The organism is Streptomyces sp. NPDC043896, assembly GCF_056435605.1.
This window is the reverse complement of the sequence record NZ_JBWKEE010000027.1, coordinates 59,288-80,409: the sequence shown is the minus strand read 5'-3', so window position 1 is coordinate 80,409 and position 21,122 is coordinate 59,288. Positions and strand designations below refer to the sequence as shown.

23 protein-coding genes are annotated in these 21,122 nt (G+C 74.7%); 13 read left to right on the top strand and 10 right to left on the bottom strand.

Translation table 11 applies throughout. The features are described from left to right. Positions 1 to 6 precede the first annotated feature (6 nt). The 3 genes from AC069X_RS31465 to AC069X_RS31455 form a co-directional block, all read right to left on the bottom strand. Positions 7 to 306: a winged helix-turn-helix domain-containing protein gene (locus tag AC069X_RS31465; RefSeq protein ID WP_478733929.1), complete on the bottom strand. Its 300-nt coding sequence runs from the start codon at positions 304 to 306 to the stop codon at positions 7 to 9. Further along, positions 306 to 758: a hypothetical protein gene (locus AC069X_RS31460; protein WP_478733927.1), complete on the bottom strand. Its 453-nt coding sequence runs from the start codon at positions 756 to 758 to the stop codon at positions 306 to 308. Before AC069X_RS31460 ends, AC069X_RS31465 begins: the two co-directional genes overlap by 1 nt. 84 nt (positions 759 to 842) lie before the next feature. Next, positions 843 to 1,709: an alpha/beta fold hydrolase gene (locus AC069X_RS31455; RefSeq protein ID WP_478733925.1), complete on the bottom strand. Its 867-nt coding sequence runs from the start codon at positions 1,707 to 1,709 to the stop codon at positions 843 to 845. A gap of 381 nt (positions 1,710 to 2,090) precedes the next feature. Between AC069X_RS31455 and AC069X_RS31450 the strand changes: the two genes are divergently transcribed. Both AC069X_RS31450 and AC069X_RS31445 read left to right on the top strand, forming a co-directional pair. Beyond that, positions 2,091 to 2,939 carry a vWA domain-containing protein gene (locus tag AC069X_RS31450; RefSeq protein WP_478733923.1) on the top strand — a complete coding sequence of 283 codons (849 nt, stop codon included), beginning with the start codon at positions 2,091 to 2,093 and terminating at the stop codon, positions 2,937 to 2,939. Positions 2,940 to 3,020: 81 nt separating this feature from the next. Beyond that, positions 3,021 to 3,932 (top strand): hypothetical protein, encoded by a 912-nt coding sequence (locus tag AC069X_RS31445; protein ID WP_478733921.1) that lies wholly within the window; start codon positions 3,021 to 3,023, stop codon positions 3,930 to 3,932. Positions 3,933 to 3,984: 52 nt separating this feature from the next. Here AC069X_RS31445 and AC069X_RS31440 read toward each other — a convergent pair whose 3' ends face one another. Genes AC069X_RS31440 through pabB form a run of 4 tightly spaced genes read right to left on the bottom strand, consistent with a single transcriptional unit; the run spans position 3,985 to position 7,806 of the window. After that, the gene (locus tag AC069X_RS31440) at positions 3,985 to 4,431 is read right to left on the bottom strand and encodes a MaoC/PaaZ C-terminal domain-containing protein (RefSeq protein ID WP_478733919.1); all 447 of its coding nucleotides are present in this window, start codon (positions 4,429 to 4,431) and stop codon (positions 3,985 to 3,987) included. Beyond that, a complete protein-coding gene (locus AC069X_RS31435; protein ID WP_478733917.1) occupies positions 4,428 to 4,877 on the bottom strand; it encodes an FAS1-like dehydratase domain-containing protein in 450 nt (149 codons plus the stop codon). The genes AC069X_RS31440 and AC069X_RS31435 overlap by 4 nt, the downstream gene beginning before the upstream one ends. Then, a complete protein-coding gene (locus AC069X_RS31430; RefSeq protein WP_478733915.1) occupies positions 4,877 to 5,695 on the bottom strand; it encodes an aminotransferase class IV in 819 nt (272 codons plus the stop codon). Before AC069X_RS31430 ends, AC069X_RS31435 begins: the two co-directional genes overlap by 1 nt. Next, positions 5,692 to 7,806 (bottom strand): aminodeoxychorismate synthase component I, encoded by a 2,115-nt coding sequence (gene pabB / locus AC069X_RS31425; RefSeq protein ID WP_478733913.1) that lies wholly within the window; start codon positions 7,804 to 7,806, stop codon positions 5,692 to 5,694. Before pabB ends, AC069X_RS31430 begins: the two co-directional genes overlap by 4 nt. Positions 7,807 to 8,129: 323 nt before the next feature. Between pabB and AC069X_RS31420 the strand changes: the two genes are divergently transcribed. Next, complete coding sequence (locus AC069X_RS31420; protein ID WP_478733911.1) at positions 8,130 to 9,539, top strand: class I adenylate-forming enzyme family protein; 1,410 nt, start codon at positions 8,130 to 8,132, stop codon at positions 9,537 to 9,539. Here the strand turns inward: AC069X_RS31420 and AC069X_RS31415 are convergent. Further along, positions 9,526 to 10,122 carry a 4'-phosphopantetheinyl transferase family protein gene (locus tag AC069X_RS31415; protein ID WP_478733909.1) on the bottom strand — a complete coding sequence of 199 codons (597 nt, stop codon included), beginning with the start codon at positions 10,120 to 10,122 and terminating at the stop codon, positions 9,526 to 9,528. The genes AC069X_RS31420 and AC069X_RS31415 overlap by 14 nt on opposite strands. A gap of 90 nt (positions 10,123 to 10,212) precedes the next feature. Here AC069X_RS31415 and AC069X_RS31410 point away from each other — a divergent pair, with 90 nt between their 5' ends. The 10 genes from AC069X_RS31410 (at position 10,213) to AC069X_RS31365 (ending at position 18,412) form a co-directional block, all read left to right on the top strand. Further along, the gene (locus AC069X_RS31410; protein ID WP_478733907.1) at positions 10,213 to 10,488 is read left to right on the top strand and encodes an acyl carrier protein; all 276 of its coding nucleotides are present in this window, start codon (positions 10,213 to 10,215) and stop codon (positions 10,486 to 10,488) included. Positions 10,489 to 10,520: 32 nt separating this feature from the next. Continuing rightward, entirely contained in the window at positions 10,521 to 10,778 is a 258-nt protein-coding gene (locus AC069X_RS31405) for an acyl carrier protein (RefSeq protein ID WP_478733905.1), read from the top strand. Next, the gene (locus AC069X_RS31400) at positions 10,753 to 11,907 is read left to right on the top strand and encodes a beta-ketoacyl synthase N-terminal-like domain-containing protein (RefSeq protein ID WP_478733903.1); all 1,155 of its coding nucleotides are present in this window, start codon (positions 10,753 to 10,755) and stop codon (positions 11,905 to 11,907) included. The genes AC069X_RS31405 and AC069X_RS31400 overlap by 26 nt, the downstream gene beginning before the upstream one ends. Beyond that, entirely contained in the window at positions 11,904 to 12,494 is a 591-nt protein-coding gene (locus AC069X_RS31395; protein ID WP_478733901.1) for a beta-ketoacyl synthase chain length factor, read from the top strand. Before AC069X_RS31400 ends, AC069X_RS31395 begins: the two co-directional genes overlap by 4 nt. Then, positions 12,491 to 13,174: a hypothetical protein gene (locus AC069X_RS31390; protein WP_478733899.1), complete on the top strand. Its 684-nt coding sequence runs from the start codon at positions 12,491 to 12,493 to the stop codon at positions 13,172 to 13,174. The genes AC069X_RS31395 and AC069X_RS31390 overlap by 4 nt, the downstream gene beginning before the upstream one ends. 6 nt (positions 13,175 to 13,180) lie before the next feature. Further along, complete coding sequence (locus tag AC069X_RS31385; protein WP_478733897.1) at positions 13,181 to 14,677, top strand: DHA2 family efflux MFS transporter permease subunit; 1,497 nt, start codon at positions 13,181 to 13,183, stop codon at positions 14,675 to 14,677. Continuing rightward, entirely contained in the window at positions 14,674 to 15,714 is a 1,041-nt protein-coding gene (locus tag AC069X_RS31380; RefSeq protein ID WP_478733895.1) for an AurF N-oxygenase family protein, read from the top strand. Before AC069X_RS31385 ends, AC069X_RS31380 begins: the two co-directional genes overlap by 4 nt. Before the next feature lie 21 nt (positions 15,715 to 15,735). Then, entirely contained in the window at positions 15,736 to 16,467 is a 732-nt protein-coding gene (locus tag AC069X_RS31375) for an SDR family oxidoreductase (protein ID WP_478733893.1), read from the top strand. Between the two features lie 134 nt (positions 16,468 to 16,601). Next, positions 16,602 to 17,537 carry an alpha/beta hydrolase gene (locus tag AC069X_RS31370; RefSeq protein WP_478733891.1) on the top strand — a complete coding sequence of 312 codons (936 nt, stop codon included), beginning with the start codon at positions 16,602 to 16,604 and terminating at the stop codon, positions 17,535 to 17,537. 164 nt (positions 17,538 to 17,701) lie between these two features. Further along, entirely contained in the window at positions 17,702 to 18,412 is a 711-nt protein-coding gene (locus tag AC069X_RS31365; protein ID WP_478733889.1) for a response regulator transcription factor, read from the top strand. A 57-nt stretch (positions 18,413 to 18,469) separates the two neighbouring features. On the opposite strand, the gene AC069X_RS31360 is transcribed toward AC069X_RS31365, so the two are convergent. Next, the gene (locus AC069X_RS31360) at positions 18,470 to 19,396 is read right to left on the bottom strand and encodes a Vgb family protein (protein WP_478733887.1); all 927 of its coding nucleotides are present in this window, start codon (positions 19,394 to 19,396) and stop codon (positions 18,470 to 18,472) included. Positions 19,397 to 19,417: 21 nt separating this feature from the next. Next, positions 19,418 to 21,052: a ribosomal protection-like ABC-F family protein gene (gene abc-f / locus AC069X_RS31355; protein WP_478733885.1), complete on the bottom strand. Its 1,635-nt coding sequence runs from the start codon at positions 21,050 to 21,052 to the stop codon at positions 19,418 to 19,420. Positions 21,053 to 21,122: the final 70 nt, after the last annotated feature.

The window sequence follows — 21,122 nt, the reverse complement described above, 5'->3', positions numbered from 1 at the left end:
ATCGAGTCAGAGGTGGTTGCGTGCGGCCGCCACGATCCTCTCCAGTGCCGAGGCGTGCCGCTGGAAGGCCTGGCGGCCGTGGGGGGTGAGGCGGAGGTGGGTGTGCCGGCCGGTGCGGCTGCGCGTCTTGCGGACCTCGACGTACCCGGCGTCCGTCAGCGCGGTGATCTGCTTGGACAGGGCCGAGTCGCTGGTGCCCACGGTGTCCCGGACGAAGCCGAACTCCACCCAGTCGGCCGGAGCCAGCAGTGCGACGACCGAGAGCCGGGCCGGAACGTGCAGGAACTCGTCGAAGTCGGGGTCCATCAGCCCTGGCCGTTCCTGCGGATCAGGTTCTCGACGGCGGGGCGGAGCGCGTACGAGGCGGCCACGGCGGCCGGCGCGGTGACGGCGGCGGCGAACGTGTGCCGGGCCGGCAGGCCGGTGAAGTACGCGGCGATCGCCACCGCCCAGAAGAACACGAGGAGCATGACGCCGAAGACCGCGTAGAAGAGGACTTCCGGGCCGCCGGGCTTGCGGCGGACGGGAGCCCGGCGCTGGTGCACGAACAGTCCGCCGAGGGTCAGGGCGTTGCCCGCCAGGACGGCGGCGGTGTTCCACGGGTTCGGCAGGTCGAAGGACGCGCACACGGCGAACAGGCCCGTCGCCGAGACGATCAGGTGGGGACGGGAGTACGCGTGGCGCAGGTACTCGTCGAACGTCTGCTGCCGGCGGCGGTGTATGGCGTCGAGGGCGGTCTGGGCGTCGTAGGCAGTCATGTGCGGCATCCGTGATCGTTCGTGGCGCGAGTGTTTTCCCTTCAGGAAAGTACCACCTGCTTTCCTGAAAGGAAAAAAGGCGCGCTACGGCCGCGGGCCGGCCTGGGCCGCGTGGGTGAGGATCGCGTCGGCCAGTCGCGGGAGGAGCGCCTGCGGGAGGGCGTGACCCATGCCGGGCATGTCGACGATCCGGGAGTTGGCGATCGCCCGGCCGAGGTGGCGGGCGTGCGCCGGGGGGAACACGGGTTCGGCGTCGGCGGAGGTGATCAGCGTGGGCACCTGGTTGCGGGCCAGCTGCTCGGTGCGGTCCATGCCGGCGTGGTCGGCGCGCCCGTGGGTCATGGGGGCGTCGTAGCGGCCCGCGTGCTCGGTGATCCGGCGCTCCAGCGCGCGGAACTCCTCGGGGTCGAAGGGGATGCCGGTGCCGTTGAGCGCCCGCCAGTGCCCGACCCTGCGGTCGAGTTCCGCTTCCAGGCCCCGGTCCTCCCAGGGGGTCGCCCACAGGGCGAGGATCTCCGCGTCGATGTCCGGGAGTTCTTCGTCGGGCGTGCGGCCGCTCAGGGCGCAGGTCCCGATCAGGGTGGCGCTGATGACCCGCTCGGGGTGGTCGGCCATGAGCAGCTGGGTCAGCATGCCGCCCATGGACATGCCCACCACGTGGGCGCGGTCCACCCCGTACGCGTCGAGGACGGCGACGGCGTCCTCGGCCAGGTCGACGACGCGGTAGGGGTGCTCGTCGAAGGACCAGCTGGAGCGGCCGGTGTCGCGGTGGTCGTAGCGGATGACGTGGTACCGCCGCGCGAGGGCCGCGACCAGCTCGTCGGGCCAGGCGAGGCCCGAGGCGCCGGCCCCCATGACCAGGAGCATGGCCGGGTCGCGGGGATCGCCGTGCTCCTGTGCCCAGAGCTGCGCGCCGGCGCTGACGGGGATCATTCGCTGCTTCACTGCCATCACTCCATTGAGACGAGACGTTGCGTCTTGCTGTGTGCTCGATCAGTATGCGGGGTCCGCCGGGAGGCGTCAAGACGTTACGTCTCGTCTCGCATTCTGCGTACCGGGGCCCTGGTTGCGAGTCCCGGGTTGCGATCGGCACGTCCGCACCCGCCCACCGGGCCTGAGGTGCAGGACCGGGGCGTCCGGCGGACGCGTGGAACCATTCGCAACTGCTCATCGTCACTTGATCCGGGTCTGGCACCGCACCCAACACCGTTGTTCGGCACGGCGGTTCGCCCAGTGCCAGAACAGTCCCCTCGTCCGCGCACCCGTTCCCTCCCGGAGGTCGCCCTCATGCATCCGAGACCACGCCGACGACGCGCGCCCGCCGCCGTTGCCGTGCTCATATCCACCGCGCTCCTGTCGCCCGCGGCGGCCGCGAGCGCCTCCCCCGCGGCGCCCGGGGCTCCCGAGCCCGCCCGCATCGACCTGGTCCTCGACCTGTCCGGGTCGATGAACGACAACGACGCCGGCGGCCAGACCCGCCTCGCCGCCGCCAAGCAGGCGGTCAGCCGGATCATCGACACCGCCCCCGAGCAGGCCCCGCTGGGGCTGCGCGTCTACGGCGCCGCCTACGCCGGGAAGGACCCGAAGCAGGGCTGCGCCGACACCCAGCAGGTGCTGCCGGTCACCGCGATGGACCGGGCGGCTCGCGAGGACGCCAAGAAACGGGTCGCGGGCTTCGAGGCGGTCGGGTTCACGCCGATCGGCGTCTCGCTCCGCGAGGCCGCCAAGGACCTCGGGGGGAGCGGCAAGCGCCGTATCGTCCTGGTCTCGGACGGCGACGACACCTGCGCGCCGCCGCCCCCGTGCGAGGTGGCCCGCGAGCTGAAGGCCCAGGGCATCGGCCTCGCCGTGGACGTGGTCGGGTTCCGGACGCCCTCCTCGGCGCGGGCGCAGCTGAAGTGCATCGCCGACGTGACCGACGGCTCGTACGCGGACGCCGACGACGCCGGCTCGCTGACCGACACCCTGGGCGCCCTGTTCCGCAAGGGATGGCGGACCTACCACGCGACCGGGAAGCCGGTCGAGGGCTCCCAAAACGGCTGCCAGGACGCTCCGCTGCTCGCGCCCGGCCAGTACCTGGACAGGTTCACCGGCGGGCGCGACCTCTACTACAAGGTCAGGAAGCGGCCGGACCAGCGGCTCCAGGTGAGCGCCACCGCCATCGCCGAGGAGGGGTACTAGCGCGGTGCGATCATCGCCGTCGCCGCCGGCCCCGCGGGGGACGGCAAGCCCCGCGCCTGGCTGCGGGAGTTCGAGCAGTCGATGGGGTGGGCGAACATCATCTCCGCCGGCGGCCGCAGCCAGCCCGGAGCGGGCAACGAGACGCCCGCCCCGGACGACACCGGCTGCATCGTGGTCGAGAACCAGGTGACCCGGGCGGGTGACAAGCCGATGCCCGTCGAGCTCCTCGTCGGCATCGCCGACAAGACGACGCAGGAGACCGGGGCGCGGACTCCGGCACCCCGCACCGGGGCCGACGCCGAGGGCGGCTTCTCCTTCAACAGCGCCACCCCGATCGGACCCGGCACCCACCGCCAGTCCATCGCCGTCGGGGAGGCTCCCTTCTGGCGGGTGGAGCTGAAGGCGGGCCAGAAGCTGACGGTCAAGGGCGCGGTGGACATCCCGGAGGGCTTCCCGGGCTCCAGCACCAGCGGGTGGGGCGTCGCCGTCTACAACGCCCAGCGCGAGGCGGCGCTGTGCCACAAGGGCCTCGGCTCGACCGAGCTCTTCACGGGCAGGACCGGGCGCTTCGAGCGGGTCTGCGGCCCGTGGGAGATCACCGGGGAGGACGCCGCGAAGAGCCGCGACCCGAACGGGTACGACGTGCCCGGCACGTACTACATCCAGGCGCAGGTCGCCGAGCCGCACGACGACGCCAGGGGGATCGTCGTACCCATCTCGCTGACCGTGGAGGTCTCCGGGACCCCGCGCTCCGCGGCCGGGCCGGTGTTCTTCTTCGGTGACGAAGCCGCCCAGGGGCCGTCCCCGTCCGGTGCGCACGGGAACGGCGACGGGGGCGGGGACGGCCAGCGGGGCGGCGGAAGCGGTACGGCCGCCGCCCAGGACGGCGGTTCCGGCCCGGGCGGGCTCGTGCTCACGGCCGGGATCGGCGCCGGGGTCCTGCTGCTCGGCGGCATCGGCTTCCACGCCGTCCGGCGCCGCGGGGCGGCCTGAGGGGCGTGCTCCGGCGGAGGGGGGCCCGCCCGGCTCCGGGCGGGCCCCCGGCTCAGAGGCGTACGACGGTCCAGGCCGAGGACAGCACCTTCTCGCCCCGGCAGTGGGCCTCCAGCGCCACCTTGACCCGGCGGTCCGGGAGCTTCGCCGTCACGGTGGCCCGGACGTCGAGCACGGCGCCCGCGTCGTCGTCGGGCACGGGGACCGGTTTCGTGAAGCGGGCGAAGGATTCGAGGGGGGCGCCCGGGTCCCCGGCCCAGTCGGCGACCAGGCCGACCGCCTTCGCCATGTTCAGCATGCCGTGGGCGATCACCATGGGGAATCCCGCCGCCCGGGCCGCCTCGTCGTCGAGGTGGATCGGGTTGGGGTCCCCGGAGGCGGCCGCGTACCGGCGCAGGTCGGCGCGGGTGATCGTGCAGCGGCGCGACGGCAGCTCGGTGCCCTCCTCGACGCCGTCGTAGTCCGGCGCGGCGCCGGCCGGCGGTGCGGTGGCCGTCACGAGTCCTCCTCCGTGGCGACGACGGTCATGTGGGCCCGGGCGACCGGCTCGCCCGCCTCGTCGTGCACGTCGGCGCGCATGCGCAGGACGTCCCGGCCTGCGAGGCGGCTCACGGCGTCGAGGTGCGTGGTGACGGCCAGCCGGTCGCCGGCCCGTACGGGCCGGGTGTGGCTGATCCGCTGGTCGACGTGGACCAACCGGGCCGCCGCCAGGCCCAGTTCGGGGCCCTCCAGGAGGAGGCGGCAGCTCTCGTGCACGGCGCGGAAGACGAAGGTCGGCGGCGCGATGACGTCCGGGTGCCCCAGCGCCCGCGCCGCCCGGGGGTCGGTGTGCGCGGGGCTGTGCGCGCCGACGGCTTCGGCGAACGCGCGGATCGCGGCGCGGTCGACCTCGTGGAGGGCGGCCGGGGGGTACGTCGTGCCCGCGAGGGAGGTGTCGGCCGGCATCAGCGGCTCCCCGGGGCGTCGGCGTACGAGGGCACGGGGATCGGGGTCGCGGCCCGTTCCCAGGCGTCGCGCCAGGCGCCGGCCCGCTCGGACGGGCCGGTGGCCGTGGCGGCGGGGGCGTCGTCCCCGGCCCATCCGGTGACGGGGCGGATGCCGTGCAGGGCGTTGACGCACCACACCTCGCGGCCGGCCAGTTCCGCCGGCCGGACGCGGCGCCGGCGGACGGGGACGCCGAGCTCCGCCGCCCGGGCCAGCGCCCAGTCGCGGGTGACGCCCGGGAGGACGGGCAGCTCGGGGTCCACGGTGCACAGCGTGTCGCCCTCCCACCACAGCAGGCTGGAGGCGGCTCCTTCCAGGACGAGGCCGTCGGCCCCGGTGAGCAGGGCCTCGCCGGCTCCGGCCTCGGCCGCCTCGGCCCGTAACCGGGCCAGTTCGTCCAGGTCGGGCCCCTTGCGGCGGGGGGTGCGGCGGGGGTCGGGCCGGCCGGGCACCCAGACCCGTACCTCGGCGGTGCGCGCGGGCGCGGGGCGGACACGGATGCGCAGCCGCAGGTCCCCGGCGGAGTCGACCAGTTCGACGCGGGGGAACCACTCCCCCGTGGCGGGGATCCGGGTCATGGCCTCCTCCCAGAAGAAGCCGACGTCGGGGCCGCCCGCTTCGGCGACGGCGGCCGCGAAGCGTTCCCGGTGGCGGCGGAGTTCGCGCGCGCGGCCGTCGCGCACCAGCCAGGAGTCGGCGGCGATCGGGGTCGCGCCGCGCCCGGGCAGGAGTTCCAGTACGCGGCCGCCCGCGCCCAGGCCGAAGAGCCGCTCGGTCATCGGGCGGACCCCGCGGGGGAGACGCGCTCGGGGAAGGCCGCGCCCAGCAGGCGCAGCAGCGGGGTGGCCTTCACGGCCGTCTCCTCGTACTCCTCGGCGGGGTCGGACAGGGCGGTGATGGCGCCGCCCACGCCGTAGCGGATCCGGTCGGCGGTGACGACGGCGGTGCGGATGGCGATGCTGAGGTCGGTGGCGCCGGAGAGGGAGAAGTAGCCGATGGCGCCGGAGTAGACGCCGCGCGGCCCTTCTTCCAGCTGGTCCATGATCTGCATGGTCCGGACCTTGGGGGCGCCGGTCATGGAGCCGCCGGGGAAGGCGGAGCGCACGCAGTCGACGGCGCTCTTCTCCGGGCGGAGCCTGGCGCGCACGGTGCTGACCAGCTGGTGGACGGTGGCGTAGGTCTCGACGTCGAAGATCTTGTGGACCTGGACCGAGCCCGGTTCGGCGCAGCGGGCGAGGTCGTTGCGCACCAGGTCGACGATCATCAGGTTCTCGGCGCGGTCCTTCTCGCTGTTCAGGAGGTCCTCCACGAGCGTGCGGTCCTCGGCCGGTGTGGCGCCGCGCGGGCGGGTGCCCTTGATGGGCTTGGATTCGGCCAGGCCGGAGCGGTCGACGCGCAGGAAGCGCTCGGGTGAGGTGCTGAGGACGGAGAGGCCGTCGAAGCGGAGCAGCGCGCCGAAGGGGGCGGGGCTGATCCGCCGGAGGTAGCGGTAGCTCGCCCAGGGGTCCACGGCGCCCCGTGCCTCGATCATGTTGGTGAGGCAGACCTCGTAGGTCTCGCCGACGTGGATGGCTTCCTGGCAGGCCCTGACGAGGTCCAGGTAGCGGTCGTGGCCGTGGCGCAGTGCGACGGGGAGTTCGGTGCCGGGTGCGAGCGGCTCCTGGGCGCGGGCGTCGGCGTCGGCGCCTTCCTCTGCGGCCAGTTCGGCGAGGCGGGCGGTGGTCGCGTCGAGCCAGGCCCGGGCAGCGGCGGGGTCGTCGTCGGGGGCGAGGGCCAGGAGGTGGGTGGTGCCGGTGGCGTGGTCGAGGACCAGGGCGCGGTCCGCGAAGACCATGGCCGCGTCGGGGTCGGCGGAGACGTGGGCCGCCTCGCCGCCGCATTCGGCCTTGAGTTCGTACCCGAGGTAGCCGACCCAGCCGAGGGCGAAGTCGAACGGCAGGTCGGGGATGTGCGTGCGGGTGGCGCGCAGGTCCTGGTCGAGCCAGTCGAGGAACGGCGAGTGGTGCACCTCGGTCGGGCCGTCGGCGTGCTCCACGGTGACGGTGCACTGCTGGACGTCGGCCAGCGCGACCCGGGCGAGCGGGCCGGCGGCGTCGCCGAGTACGGAGAACCGGCCGAGGTCGCCGTCGGCGCGGCTGCTGTCGAGCCAGAAGGCGTACGGGGTGCCGCGGAACAGGGTGTCGAAGGCGTTCTCGGGGTCCCAGCGGGTGGGGAGCTGCTCGTGGTGGACGCGCAGCTCCCGGACCGGGGCCGCTTCGGGACGGGCGGCGGGGGCCGGGCCGGGGCGGACGGCGGGGCGGGCGGGCGTCCCGTTGTGCGCCCCGGCGAGCCGGAAGAAGTTGGCGAGGAGTTCGTGTCCGTGTTCCGTGCAGATCGACTCGGGGTGGAACTGCACGCCCCAGTAAGGCCGGTGACGGTGTTTCAGGCCCATGAGGACGCCGTCGGAGGTCCAGGCCGTCGCTTCGAAGTCCTCGCTGAGCGCGGAGACGGCCAGGGAGTGGTAGCGGACCACTTCGAAGGGCGAGGGCAGGCCGGCGAAGAGGCCGGTGTTCATGTGGTGGACCGGGGAGGGCCGGCCGTGGCGCTCCTCGGGGGCGAGGCCGACGTGGCCGCCGTGGAGGTGGGCGAGGGCCTCGTGGCCGAGGCACACGCCGAGCAGCGGGACGGTTCCGTGGCGCATGATTTCGGCGCCTATACCGAGGTCGGATTCCCGTTCGGGGGTGCCGGGGCCGGGGGAGATGATGACGTTGTCGAAGTCACCGAGATGTTTCAGACGCCATACCGGGTCGTCATTGTAGATGACGGTGGGTTCGTCACCGGTGACCTCTGCGACGTAATGCGCCAAGTTATAGGTGAAGGAGTCGTAGTTGTCCACGATCAGCGTGCGCATGGGATGAGCCTGCTCTCCAAGGGGGGCGTGGCCGCAGCACCTCGTTTCTGCACGTAGGGCGCTACGAACGGCCGTTCAGGCGAGGTTTCCGTCAACGGTCGGAAGCGTCCGGGCCACGACGGTGCCGGCGACGATGCCAGATTGGCCGGAAATCACGCGTCGCGGAATTTCGGGCATCACCGACCTCGGACAGGACCGACGCTAAGAGCCGGAACAGATGAATGGCCATGCCACCTTGGTGACATCCGATTCTGTTTTGCGCCTCCCTGGCCGGTGCGTAACGTGATCTACGTCGAAGGATTCGAACCATTCGTGGAGTGGTCATGTTCAGGGGGAACGAATGGGCCGCCGCCGGCGCCCAATGGGTCGACGAGACGCTCTTGCGCGGGGATCCCGCCGGCGTCTGTCTCGTGCTCGACCGGGAAGTCGACCGGCAGTCGCTGCGGCGGGCCGTGGCCGAGCGGCAGGAGCGGCTCGCCGAGGCCGGCCTGCGTCCCGGCGGCACCGCGGCCGTGCGGCTGCCGCCCTCCTTCGAGTACGTGGCGCAGCTCCTCGCCGTGTGGCGGCTGGGCGCGCAGCTGATCGTCCTGGACCACCGGCTGACGGAGTCCGAGACGGAGCGTGCCCTGGCCCTCACCAGCCCCCAGCTCCTGGTGTCGACGCGTCAGCCGGCGCCGCCGATGCGCGGCTTCCACTCCGTGGTCCCCGAGCTGACGGTCCGCGCGGGCGGTGCGCCGGCCCGCGGCGGGCACGTGCTGGTCCAGCTGAGTTCCGGCTCCACCGGGCCGGCGAAGCTGATCGGCCGCACGGCCGCCGGGCTGGGGGCCGAGCTGCGCCGCTACGCGCGGATCGAGGGGATGCCCAGGGCCGGTGAGCAGGTGGTGGTGCTCGGGTCGCTCTCCCACACCTGGGGGCTGGTCGGCGGGCTGCTGCACGCCCTGCACGTCGGCGCCCGTACGCTCCTGCCCGCGAAGACCTCGGTGCGGAGCATCCTGGACGCCGTCCGGTCGGCCCCGGTGCCGACCGCGCTGCTCGGCGTGCCCGCGCAGGTGGCGCTGCTGGCCTCGGTGGCGGAGCCGCCGCCGCTGCCCCGGCTCGTGCGGATGATGACGGCGGGCGGACGCACCCCGGAGGCGGTGGCGCGGTCGTTCACCGAGCGGTACGCGGTTCCGCTGAGCCAGGTCTACGGGATGACCGAGACCGGTGTCATCGCGGTGGACATGACCGGGGAGCACCACCCGTCGGTGGGTGTGCCCGCCCCGGGGGTCCGGGTCCGGGTGGCGGACGGTGAGCTCCAGGTCGCCCTGGAGGAGTCCCCGTACCTGGCCGGGGCCGTGCCGGACCGCTGGGCCGACGGCTGGCTCCGCACGCACGACGCCGGCGAGGTCGACCCCCGGTCGGGCCGGGTGACCGTACGGGGCCGGCTCGACTCGCAGGTCTCCGTCCGCGGCCTGAAGGTGGACCTCACCGAGGTGGAGGAGTTCCTGAACGGCCTGCCGTCGGTGGCGGACGCCGTGGTGCTGTTCAGCGACGGGATCGACGCGTACGTGACGCCGGCGCCCGGGGCGGGCCTGGAGGAGATCTCCGGCCGGCTCGCCGCCGAGCTGGCCTCGTTCAAGCATCCCCGCCGCTGGTACCTGCTGGCGGAGTTCCCCCGGACCGCGACGGGCAAGCCGCGCCGCGACCCGGAGGTGCTGCGGGCCGCGGCGGTTCCGGCGGCTACGCCGGCGTGAGCACCTCGACGCGCACCCCGGTGGCGCGGGGGCCGGCCGCGACCGCCAGCACGAACCCGTCGGGCGGGTCGGGCAGCGCGGTGCGCATCCCCTGTCCGGAGGGGACCGGCAGCAGTTCGGTGCCCGGCGCGGCGCCGAGGCGGACCGGCCGGCGCGTTCCGCCCCGGGACAACCCCGTGGCCAGCGCCTTGCCGATGGCTTCCTTCTGGGTCCACAGACCGAGGAAGGCGGCCGGCTGTTCCTCCTGCGGGCGGGCCGCCACCCAGTGGCTCTCCGGTCCGGTGAACCAGCGCCGGGCCAGGGCCGCCGCGGGCAGCGGCCGCAGCCGTTCCACGTCCACGCCGACCGCGCCGACCCGGCTGACCGCCACCGCGGACAGACCCGGTACGTGACTCACGCTGGCGTGCAGCCCCCGGGCCGCACCGCCGAGCGCGGGCCGCCCGGACGGTTCCCGCCGTACGAGGACCTCGTCGGCGGCGACGCCGAGCAGTTCGGCGGCCGCCGCCCGAAGGAGCGGGGCGCTGGCCGGATGGCGTTCGGCCGTCCGCACCAGCCGGACCAGTACTCCGCCCGTGCCCGTCATCCGCACCCCACCGACCTCCCCGATGTTCCCCGGCCGCTCCCCCACGGCCGGTCCGACCGATGTCCCCGACGTTTCCCTGGAGTCGATCACATGAGCAGCAACACCACAGGAGAGTTCCTTCTGTCCACCCTGCGCGACCTGAACTACGAAGTCGACGGGGTCGGCGACGACACCCCGCTCGGCGACGGCGGTCTGGAGCTGGAGTCCCTGACGCTCGCGGAGCTCGCGATGCAGGTCGAGCAGGAGTACGGCGTACAGATCGAGGACGAGGAGCTGGAGGAGCTGCGCCGGCTGGACTTCGGCAGGCTCGTCGCCCTGGTCTCCGGCCGCGCCGAGGCGGCCGCCGTCGGCGGGCGGGCCCAGTGACCGCGCGGCGGAGTCCCGCGCGGCCGGGTGCCGTGCTGACCCGGCCCGAGCTGGTCGGGATCCTGGCCGCGTACGGGGACCGGCAGCCCGGCGAGGTCGCCGAGCGGGTCGACTCCCTGGAACTGGCCTGGGTCGTCCACAGCGTCGAGGAGCGGTACGGCACGGAACTCGACCTGGACGAGGACGAGCTGGCCCGGATGGTGACGGTGGACGCCGTCCTGGACGTGCTGGGCAGTGCCCTCGCGGGCCGGGGAGGTGGTTCCGGTGCGGTCACCCGTGACGCCGGCTGACCGGCAGGACGTGGTCGTCACCGGCATGTCCGTGACGACCGCCTTCGGGCGGGGATCCGAGGTCCTGCGCGAGGCCCTGGTGGCCGGGCGCCCGGCCTTCGCGGAGGTCTCCCGCTTCGACGCCGGGCGGCGGCGTGCCCGGCACGCCGCGCAGCTGCCCGGCTCCCCGGTCCTGATGGACGAGCTGGTCTCCGCGGTGCGCGGGGCCGTGGGGCAGGCGGGCCTGTCCGAGGAGGACGCCGCGGGTACGCCGCTGCTCTTCGCCCGGCACGCGGACGGCGAGTGGGCGCGGGCGCCGCTGGCCGAGCAGGGCCGGCACCCCCACCATGCCGCGAGCGGCCGGGCGCTGGCCGCGGCGACGGGCCTGCGCGAGTCCGCCCGTACGTACACCAACGCCTGCGTGGCGGCGAGCACGGCGGTCGCCGACGCGGCCGCGCTGGTCGCGGCGGGCCGCGAGGAGCGGGTCGTGGTGGCGGGCGGGTATCTCGTGGACCCGGACGTCCACGCGCTCTTCGACGCGGGCCGCGCCCTGGCGACCGACGGGCAGCTGCGTCCGTTCAGCGCCGGCCGCAAGGGCCTGCTGCTGGGCGACGGGGTGGCCGCCGTGGTCGTGGAGTCGGCCGCGGCGGCCGGGCGGCGCGGGGCGCGCCCGCTGGCCCGGCTGCTCGGCTGGGGCCGCGCCGGCGACGCGTACCACGCGTGCCGGCCCCATCCGGAGGGGCTCGGCATGGCCCGGGCGATCACGGCCGCGCTGGGGCGGGCCGGGCGTACGCCCGGGCAGGTCGACTACGTCAACGCGCACGGCACGGGCACCCCGTACAACGACTCGGCGGAGACGGCGGCGCTGCGTCTGGCCTTCGGCGAGCACGCTCCGAAGGTGCCGGTCAGCTCCACGAAGTCGCTGACCGGACACACGCTGGAGGCCGCCGGGGTCGTCGAGCTCGCCGTCTCGGTGATCGTCCTGGAGGACGGCCGGCTCCCGGTGAACGCGGGCTACCTCGGGGAGGACCCGGCGTGCCGGCTCGACCTCGTGGTCGGCGCGCCCCGGCCGGTGCGCCCGCGCACGGTCGTCTCGCTCAACGCCGCGTTCGGCGGCGCCAACACGGCCCTGGTCCTGGAGGCGGTATGAGCGCGCACGCGACGCGTACGACGGGCACGGACGGCACGGACGGCACGGTCGACGTGCTGGCGCGGGGCGCCTGGCCGGAGGCCGGGGACGACGTCCAGGCCGGGCCGCCGAAGCTGGCCGGGTTCGTGGTGTCGTCCTTCAGCCCGCTGGCCGCCGAGGCGGCGGACCGCTGCCTGCGGCGCCACCACGGCGAGGCGCCCGTCCCGCCGGAGCGCGGGGACCGCACCGCGGTGGTGCTGGTCAGCCGGCTCGGCGACTTCGCCACCGACCGCGCGGTGGGCGCCGCCGTGGAGGCGGGCCGTCCGGTGCAGCCGCTGCTGTTCTTCCAGTCGGTGCCCAACGCCGTCGTCGGCCATGTCGCCACCGCCTGGGGGCTGCGCGGGCCGGTGGTCTGCTTCAGTCCGGAGGGCGATCAGGAGGAGGCGGCGCTGGACTACGCCCGCCTGCTCTTCGAGGACGGGGAGGCGGACGAGGCCCTGCTGATCCTGGTGGAGCTCTCGGTCGGCGAGGGCGCCCCGCCCGGGGCGGCGGCCGCGCTGCTGGTCTCGGCCGGCGGGGCCGTTCCCGTACCGGAGGGGCGAGGGTGAGCGCGCGGCACTCCGGGCCCGTCGGGCAGGCCGGGGGCACCGCGGCGGCCGGACAGGCCGAGCAGCCCCGGGGCACCCGGGCGGCCGGACAGGCCGAGCAGGCCCGGGGCACCGGGGCGGCCGGGCAGGCCGGGGCCCGCGGGGCCGCCGAGGGGGCCGGGGCACCCGGGCAGCGCCCGCTGGGCGAGCTGGACAACGAACTCACCGACGCGCTGCGCGAGTTCTGGTGGCTGCACGACGCCCGCTGGTACCAGGGCGTCAAGAAGCGCTTCGGGCAGGAGGTCGCCAACGAGATCAACGCCGAGGCGATCTCCTTCGTCAGCCGCCGCGTCGGCGCCTGGTACCAGCAGCGCGAGGGCACGCCCGACTCTGGCTCTCCGCAGGAGCTGGCCGCCGCGGTGGAGGGCCTGACCAGGGTGATGACCAACGAGCGGATGATGCAGTCGCACGCGGAGGCCGACCCCGGGGGCGGGCCCTCGGTGGAGACGGTCATCACCCGGCACTTCGCGCTCAGGATGCTCAAGGCCGCCCGCTCCCTGGAGGGCTACGACTGCCCGTGCCTGCAGATGCGGGACGGATGGTTCCGGGGCCTGGGCGTCGAGGTCACCGACGCCACCCGAGAGTGCATGCGGACCGGGGGATCCGTATGCCGCTTCCACACCGAAACCGCGAGGAGTTAGCAGCGGATGACAGAGATGTCCGAATCGGGCCGGCCGCCGGTCCTGGCCACGGAGCCCGGCGGTCCCGGCGGTCCGGCCGCCGGGACCGCCGAACCGGCGGCCCCCGCCTCCCCCCACACCCGCCCCGGGCTGACCCTGCTGGCCTCGTGCGGCGCGACGTTCATCGCGTTCCTCGGCGTCTCTGTCGTCTACATAGCCTTCCCCGAACTGCCGGAGAGCTTCCCCGGCACCTCGCTCTCCCTGCTGTCGTGGGTGGTCAGCGGTTACACCGTCGTGTTCGCCGCCACGCTCGCCCCGGCCGGGCGGCTCGCCGACGTCATCGGTCTGCGCAAGCTGTTCACGCTGTCCGTGGCAGGGTTCACGGTGGCCTCGCTGCTGTGCGCCCTCGCGCCGACCGTGGGTCTGCTCGTCGCCGCCAGCGCCCTCCAGGGCCTCTTCGCGGCCGGCATGGTGCCCTCGTCGCTCGCGCTGCTGCTCTCGTCCCGTCCGCCGGGCGAACGGGCCAAGGCGATCGGGCTGTGGGGGGCGTCGTCCTCCGCCGCGGCCGCCGCGGGCACGCCGCTCGGCGGGTTCCTGGTGAACGGCTTCGGCTGGCCGTCGGTGTTCCTGGTCAACGTGCCGCTGGGTGCCGCGCTGCTCTTCCTGGCCTGGCGGGTACTGCCCCGGGTACGGGTACGGGCCTCGGCCGTGCCCGACCTGGCCGGCACCGCGGCCCTGCTGCTGGGCGTCGGCGGGCTGGTCGCCGCGCTCACCCAGGGCAGCGCGTGGGGCTGGGGCAGTGCCCCGTTCCTCGGGGTGCTGGCGGGCGGCGCGGCGCTGCTGGCGGTGGCGCTGGTGCGCTCGGGGCGCCACCGGAACCCCGCGCTGGAGCTCTCGCTGCTGCGGGTGCGCAAGTTCGCCGTCGCCAACGGCTCCTTCATGCTGTTCGGCGCGGCGATGTACTGCTGGCTGCTGGCCTCCCCGCTGTTCACCGCCCAGATCTGGCACTACACGCCGCTCCAGGCCGGGCTGTCCCTGACGCCCGGGGCGCTGGTGTCGGTGGTCGCCTCGGTGCTGGCGGGGCGGATGCCCCGGCGGCACCAGCGGACGGTGGTGGTGGCCGGGACCCTGCTGTTCGCCGTCCAGTGCGGGATCTGGGCGCTGGCGCTGCGCGCCGAGCCCGACTTCGCGCTGGTGTGGCTGCCCGCCAACGTGATCGGCGGCATCGGGGTCGGTGCCGTGATGACGACGCTGTCCGCCACGGCGGCGGGGGCTCTGCCCCCGCAGCGGTTCGCGGCCGGCTCCGGGCTGGTGGTGACCTCCCGGCAGGTCGGCGCCGCCCTGGGCACGGGGGCGTTCGCCGCCCTGATCGCCGCGCTGGGCGGCCCCGGGGTGGGTGCCTTCCGGACGGTGTTCGCGGTGTGCACGGCGCTGGCCGTGCTCGCCGGGGTGACCGCCTTGTGGCTGAGGGACCCCGCGCCGGCGGCCCCGGCCCTGGACGACCGACGAGGAGAAGAAGGATGAGTACGGACGACCGGCAGAACGCCTTCCCCGGCACGGGGGCCTCCGACGGAGTGGTCCCGCCGGAACTTCCCGCGCACGATCCGGACGACGTCACGGAGAACGCGGTGATCGCCCGGCTCGCGGGCAACTGGCACCGCAGGGCCGCCGTGAAGCGGGAGGAGCCCGACCTCGACACCCTGTACGACGTCGGCCTCGACGACTACCCGGAGCGGATCCTGCCGTTCCGGGACCATCCGACGTTCCTGGCGCTGTCGCCCGAGGACCGGGCCCTGCTGCTGAGCTGGGCCTGGGTCGCGTACAACCGGACCACGGTGCTGCTGGAGGGGCAGGTCGTCAACCCGGCCTTCCAGCTGGGGCTGGACGGGTTCTTCCCGCAGCTGGACGGCGAGCTGATGCGGCGCAGCCTGGCCCAGGCGATGGTCGACGAGCAGTACCACACCCTCATGCACCTCAACGCGAGCGCCGTGACCCGGCGCAGGCGGCGCCTGGCGCTGCCGGACGCGGCGCTGCCCAAGCCGCTGATCGTGCGCCGGCACGAGGAGCTGCGGGCGGGTTGCTCCGGGGAGCGGGAGCGGTCGCTGACCACGCTCGCCTTCGCGACGGTCGCCGAGATCTCCATCAACGCCTATCTGAACCTGATAGCCGAGGACAAGGAGATCCAGCCCGTCAACAGCGCGACGGTCCGCATCCACAACCGGGACGAGTACTGCCACGCCTCGATCGCGGCGGTGCTCGCGGAGCGGGTGCACGCCGATCTGGACGCGGACGGGCAGGCGTTCTTCCTGGGGTCGCTGGTCTCCGGTCTGGAGGCCTTCGTCGGGAACGACTTCACGACCTGGCACCGGATCATGGACGAGACGGGGATCCCCGGCGGCCACGCCATGCTCGACGACATCCAGGCGGCGGGCCGCAAGCGCCTGGTCCAGGACTTCACCGGGCTGCACGGCCTCGTGGAGCGGCTGGGCGCCCTCGACCGGGTCGACTTCGACTGGTCCCGCAGCATCACCGACTCCGACGCCGCGTCCCCCGCGGCCTGACCGAACGGAACCCCGCAGACCATGGACCAGGCAGCAGGACAGACCCGGCCGGCCCGTACGGTGCTCGTGACCGGGGGGAACCGCGGGATCGGCGCCGCCGTCGCCGAGGCCTTCGTGGCGCTCGGCGACCGCGTGGCCGTCACCCACCGCGGCTCCGGGGTGCCGGAGGGCACCCTCGGGGTGGAGTGCGACGTCACCAGCGGGGCTTCCGTGGACGCCGCCTTCACGGCGGTGGAGCGGGAACTCGGCCCGGTCCAGGTGCTGGTCGCCAACGCGGGCATGACGGCGGACAGCCTGCTCATGCGCATGCGCGAGGAGCAGTTCCTGCGCGTCCTGGACACCAATCTGGCCGGTGCCTGGCGGTGCGCGCGGCGCGCGATCGGGCCCATGCTGCGGGCGCACCACGGCCGGATCGTCCTCGTCTCGTCCGTGGCGGGCCTGTACGGCAGTGCCGGGCAGACCAACTACGCGGCGAGCAAGTCCGGTCTGGTGGGGCTCGCCCGCTCGATCACCCGTGAGTACGGCGCGCGTGACGTCGTCGCCAACGTCGTCGCCCCCGGGCTGATCGACACGGACATGACCGCCGCCCTGACGGAGGAGGTCCGCAAGGAGAAGCTGCGCGGCATTCCGATGGGGCGCAGTGCCTCGGCGAAGGAGGTGGCGGACGTGGTGGCCTGGCTCGCCGGTGAGCAGGCCGCGTACGTGGCGGGCGCGGTCATACCCGTCGACGGAGGCCTGGGCATGGGCCACTGACCCGCCCCCGTCCGCCGCGCCGGACCCTGCTCGGGCCGCGCGGTCCGCACAGCCGGCACGACCGGCACGACCCGCACCGCCGGCACGACCCGCACCGCCCGCACGACCCGCACCGCCCGAAGGGAACCCCTGTCGTGTACGTCCACCCCCAGCTCCGGCCGGTCCTCGACGCCCTGCCCGCCCGTGACGTGTTCGCCGACATCCCCGCCTCCCGCGCGGGGATGAGCCGGGCCATGTCGACCCGCGAGCCGTACGGTGACCCGCGGCTGACCATCGAGGACGCCACGGCCGTGGACGGCGGGGGCGCGGCGGTCCCGGTCCGGCTGTACCGCCCGGCCGGGGCGGAGGGTCCGCTGCCCGCCGTCCTGTTCTTCCACGGCGGCGGCTTCGCCCTCGGGGACCTGGATTCCGGCGACCGCACCTGTGCCCGGATCTGCGTGGACACCGGTGCCCTGGTGATCGCCGTGGACTACCGGCTGGCCCCCGAGCACCCCTTCCCGGCCGCGCCCGCCGATGCCTGGACGGCGCTGTGCTGGGTCGCGGGTGCCCATGCCGCGATCGGTGCCGACCCCGCGCGGGTGGCGGTCTGCGGCCACTCGGCCGGTGCCTGTCTCGCCGCCGGGCTGGCGCTGCGCTCCCGTGCCGAGGGCGGTCCGGCGATCCGCTTCCAGCAGCTGCTGCTGCCCGTCCTGGACGACCGGGAGACGGGCACCTCCCGCAGGGAAGCCGACGACCCCCGGGTGATCAACGGGGCGGCGGTGGAGGCGATCTGGCGGCTCTACCTGGCCGGCGCGGACGCCGCGCGGCTGCCGTCGTACGCGGTCCCGGGGCGCGCCGGGGACCTGTCGGGGCTGCCTCCCGCCTACGTCCAGGTGGCCGGGTCGGACCCGCTGCGCGACGAGGGGCTGGCGTACGCCCGGCGCCTCGCGGAGCACGGTGTCGGTCTCGAACTGCGGTTCGTGCCCGGGGCCTTCCACCTCTTCGAGGACTTCGGGGCGGCCACGCCGCTGGCCCGGGAGACGGTCGCGCACTGGATCCGCGCGCTGCGGGAGGCCCTGCGGGCCGGGTGACCCGTGGCCGAAGACCGGTGGCCGGTTGGGTGTGTGAGGGCCGCGACACCGCGCTACATGACAAATGGCAGTCAAGCCGCTGAGACGGCGGTGAAGGGAGTGGTCTGGTGTTGTCCAGGAGGGGCCGCGTGCTACTTCGGCCGGTCCTGGACAGAGGGGATTCCATGGTCGACCACCGCAGCCGGACGATCCGCATCGTCATCGCCGACGACCACGCTCTGGTACGGGAAGCGGTCTCCCTCCTGCTCTCGCGCGAACCGGACCTGGAGGTCGTCGCGCAGGCCCCCGACGGGCCCGCGGCGGTCCGGGCGGCGGCGCGCGGGGCCGACGTGGTCCTCCTCGCCTCCGCCCTGCCCGGTCCGGGGACGGAGGGGCTCCTCGGTGAGCTGCGGGCCCGGGCGCCGCAGGCACGGGTCATCCTCCTCTTAGGCCACGAGGAGGACCGCTTACCCGGTGCGCCGCCGGCCGGAGGGGAGGCCCTCGCGTACGTGCCCAAGAGCGCCCCGAGCAAGGCCCTGCTGCGCGCGGTGCGCGCGGCGGTGCGCGAGAACCCGGCCGACGCGCAGGCGGCCGCCCCGCCCGGCTTGCAGTCGGGCAAGGACCTGCTGACGGAGCGCGAGCGCGAGGTGCTGTGCTACGTCAGCCAGGCGCTGAGCAACCGGCAGATCGGTACGAAGCTCACCATCACCGAGGGCACGGTCAAGCGGCACCTGCAGAACATCTTCGCCAAGCTGGACGCCAGGTCCCGGATCGACGCGGTCAACAAGTCGCGGGCCTTCCTGAACTCCGCGCAGGCGGCCCGCCCTCCCGCCCCGAAGGACGAGGCCCGCTCCCCCGCCGCCGAGCGCGCGCCGGAGCGCACCTGCGCGCGCTAGGGCCTGTCGTCAAACTTCCGTCTGCCCCGGGCGACGACGGCAGTTTGACGACAGGCCCTAGGAAGCCGGTTCCGCCGGACCGTGGTCCGGGGTGAGGGCCCAGCGGGTGACTTCGCCGCTCTCCTGGGCCACGTACAGGGTGCCGTCGGGGCCGAAGGCGAGGCCGTGGGGTTCGCGGGCGCCGGCGGGGAGGCAGAACTCGGCGGTGGCGCCGTCGGGGGTGATCCGGCCGATGCGGCCGGTGGCCCACGCGGTGTACCAGCAGGCGCCGTCGGGGGCCACGGCCACGGCGTGCGGGCGGCACCGCTCGTCGGGCAGGGCGTACTCGGTGACGCCCGTGCCGTCGCGCCGGCCGATGCGGCCGGTGCCGATCTCGGCGAACCAGAGGGCTCCGTCGGGTGCCGCCGCAAGGCCGACGGGGGCGGCGCCTGCCGTGGGCAGCGGGTGGAGGGTGGTCTCGCCGGTCACGGTGATCCGTGCCAGGGCGTCGGCCTGGTTGAGGGTGCACCACAGGGCGCCGTCGGCGGCGGTGGTGAGGAAGGACGGGAACGAGCCTTCGGGCAGGGGGTGGTGGGTGAGCTCCCCGGCGGGGGTGAGGCGGCTGACCGCCGGGGTGTTGAGGGTGGTGAACCAGATCGCGCCGTCCGGGCCGGCGGTGATGCCGTAGGGGCCGGGACCGGTGGCGGTGGCGGTGCCGGGCAGGGGGTAGGAGCGGGATGCGCCGTCGGTGGTGATGCGGCCGATGCGGTGGTCGCGGTTGCGGGTGAACCACAGGGCGCCGTCGGGCCCGGCGGTGATCAGCGTCGGGCCGCAGTCGGGCGAGTCGAGGGGGAACTCGTCGATCCGCCCTTCGGGGGTAAGGCGGGCGATGCGTCCGGCGTGGACCAGGGTGCACCACAGGGCGCCGTCGGGGCCGGCGGCCAGGGCGTAGGGGCCGGCACCGGGGGTGGGGAGGGTGTAGGTGTGGATCAGACGGGCGGTCAAGTGGGGGCCTTCCGGGAGGGGTCACGCCGCTGCGGCGGCGGGGGCGGGGGTGCGCAGGACGAGGCGGTCGCCCTGCCAGCGGGTGCAGAGCCGGCGGTCGTGGCTGACGATGACCACGGCGCCCGGGAAGGAGGCGAGGGCCTCTTCGAGTTCCTCGGCCAGCGCGGGTGAGAGGTGGTTGGTCGGTTCGTCGAGGAGGAGCACGTCGGCCGGTTCGGTGACCAGCCGGGCCAGGGCGAGCCGGCGGCGCTGGCCGGCGGAGAGGCCGCCGACGGCGGTCGTGAGGCGTTCGGGGGCGAACAGGCCGAGGGACAGCAGGTGTTCGGCGTGTTCCCCGGGGGTGCCGGGGCGGCCCTCGGCGAAGGCGGCCAGGAGGGTCTGGCCGGGCTTTCCGGCGTCGGAGTGCTGGGCCAGCAGTCCGGTGCGGGCGCGGCGGGTGACGCGGCCGTGGTCGGCGGTGACGGTGCCGGCGAGGACGCCGAGCAGGGTGCTCTTGCCGGCGCCGTTCGGGCCGGTGATCAGGAGCCTGCCGCCGGCCGGGACGGTGAGGTCCACGGGTGCCAGCCGGCCGGTGACGGCCACGCCGTCCGCGGTGAGGGCGGTGGTGTGGGCGGCGCCGCCGGGGGTGGTGCGGGGCACGGTGGTGAAGCGCAGCGCCTCGGCCGGGGCGGGGACGGGGCGGGCGAGCAGCCGGGCGAGGCGTTCCTCGGCGTTGCGGACGCGGCTCGCCAGGGACTGCTGGACGCGGCCGGCCGCGCGGTCGTACGCCATCTTGTTGCCGTCCTTCATGGCCCGGCCGGGCGCGACCTCGCGTGCGGTGACGGCGGCGGACTCCCGCAGCCGGTCCGTTTCGGCGGTCCACTCGGCGTGGGCCTGGGCGCGGCGCCGGTTCTCGGCGGCGCGTCCGGCGAGGTAGCCGGCGTAGCCGTTGCCGTAGCGGACGGCGCGGTGGAGGTCGCCGTCGACCTCCAGGAGGGCGGTGGCGACGCGTTCGAGGAACTCGCGGTCGTGGGAGACCGTGACGGTGATGCCGCGGCGGGCGCGGAGGTGGTCCTCCAGCCAGGTCAGGGCGGCGTGGTCGAGGTGGTTGGTGGGTTCGTCGAGGAGGAGGACCTCGGGTGCGGAGGCGAGCAGCGCGGCCAGCCGGAGCCGGACCTGTTCGCCGCCGGAGAGTTCGCCGGCGGTGCGGTCGCGGGGCAGTCCGAGGAGTCCGAGGCCGTGCAGGGCGCGTTCGGTGCGGGCGTCGGCGTCGTAGCCGCCGCGCAGTTCGAAGGCGGTGAGGAGGTCGGCGTAGCCGGTGAGGACCTCGTCGGTGGTGTCGCCGTCCGCCATGCGGGCCTCCAGCTCGCGCATGCGGTCCTCCATGGCCCGGAGGCCGGCGAGGGAACGGTCGATGACCTGCTGGACGGTCAGGTGGGCGGGGAGGTGCTCCTCCTGGGCGAGGTGGCCGACGCCGCCTTCGGCGCGGACGGTGACGGTGCCGCGGTCGGGGCGTTCGGTTCCGGCGAGCAGCCGGAGGAGGGTGGACTTGCCGGATCCGTTCTCGCCGACGATGCCGAGGCGGGTGCCGTCGGTGACGGAGCAGTCGACGGAGTCGAGGACGGGGCGGCCGTCGTAGGACTTGCAGAGGTCAGTCGCGGTGAGCTGTGCGGTCATGGAGCGGCTCCAGGGGTTCGGGGGCGGGCGGGAGGGGGGCGGCGGGTCGGCGGGTGGAGGTGGTCGTGAT

Coding starts and splice junctions, on each gene's coding strand:
- AC069X_RS31465 (WP_478733929.1), bottom strand. CDS start 306: ATGGACCCCGACTTCGACGAGTTCCTGCACGTTCCGGCCCGGCTCTCG.
- AC069X_RS31460 (WP_478733927.1), bottom strand. CDS start 758: ATGACTGCCTACGACGCCCAGACCGCCCTCGACGCCATACACCGCCGC.
- AC069X_RS31455 (WP_478733925.1), bottom strand. CDS start 1,709: ATGGCAGTGAAGCAGCGAATGATCCCCGTCAGCGCCGGCGCGCAGCTC.
- AC069X_RS31445 (WP_478733921.1), top strand. CDS start 3,021: ATGGGGTGGGCGAACATCATCTCCGCCGGCGGCCGCAGCCAGCCCGGA.
- AC069X_RS31435 (WP_478733917.1), bottom strand. CDS start 4,877: ATGCCGGCCGACACCTCCCTCGCGGGCACGACGTACCCCCCGGCCGCC.
- AC069X_RS31430 (WP_478733915.1), bottom strand. CDS start 5,695: ATGACCGAGCGGCTCTTCGGCCTGGGCGCGGGCGGCCGCGTACTGGAA.
- pabB (WP_478733913.1), bottom strand. CDS start 7,806: ATGCGCACGCTGATCGTGGACAACTACGACTCCTTCACCTATAACTTG.
- AC069X_RS31420 (WP_478733911.1), top strand. CDS start 8,130: ATGTTCAGGGGGAACGAATGGGCCGCCGCCGGCGCCCAATGGGTCGAC.
- AC069X_RS31415 (WP_478733909.1), bottom strand. CDS start 10,122: ATGACGGGCACGGGCGGAGTACTGGTCCGGCTGGTGCGGACGGCCGAA.
- AC069X_RS31410 (WP_478733907.1), top strand. CDS start 10,213: ATGAGCAGCAACACCACAGGAGAGTTCCTTCTGTCCACCCTGCGCGAC.
- AC069X_RS31395 (WP_478733901.1), top strand. CDS start 11,904: ATGAGCGCGCACGCGACGCGTACGACGGGCACGGACGGCACGGACGGC.
- AC069X_RS31385 (WP_478733897.1), top strand. CDS start 13,181: ATGACAGAGATGTCCGAATCGGGCCGGCCGCCGGTCCTGGCCACGGAG.
- AC069X_RS31380 (WP_478733895.1), top strand. CDS start 14,674: ATGAGTACGGACGACCGGCAGAACGCCTTCCCCGGCACGGGGGCCTCC.
- AC069X_RS31375 (WP_478733893.1), top strand. CDS start 15,736: ATGGACCAGGCAGCAGGACAGACCCGGCCGGCCCGTACGGTGCTCGTG.
- AC069X_RS31365 (WP_478733889.1), top strand. CDS start 17,702: ATGGTCGACCACCGCAGCCGGACGATCCGCATCGTCATCGCCGACGAC.
- abc-f (WP_478733885.1), bottom strand. CDS start 21,052: ATGACCGCACAGCTCACCGCGACTGACCTCTGCAAGTCCTACGACGGC.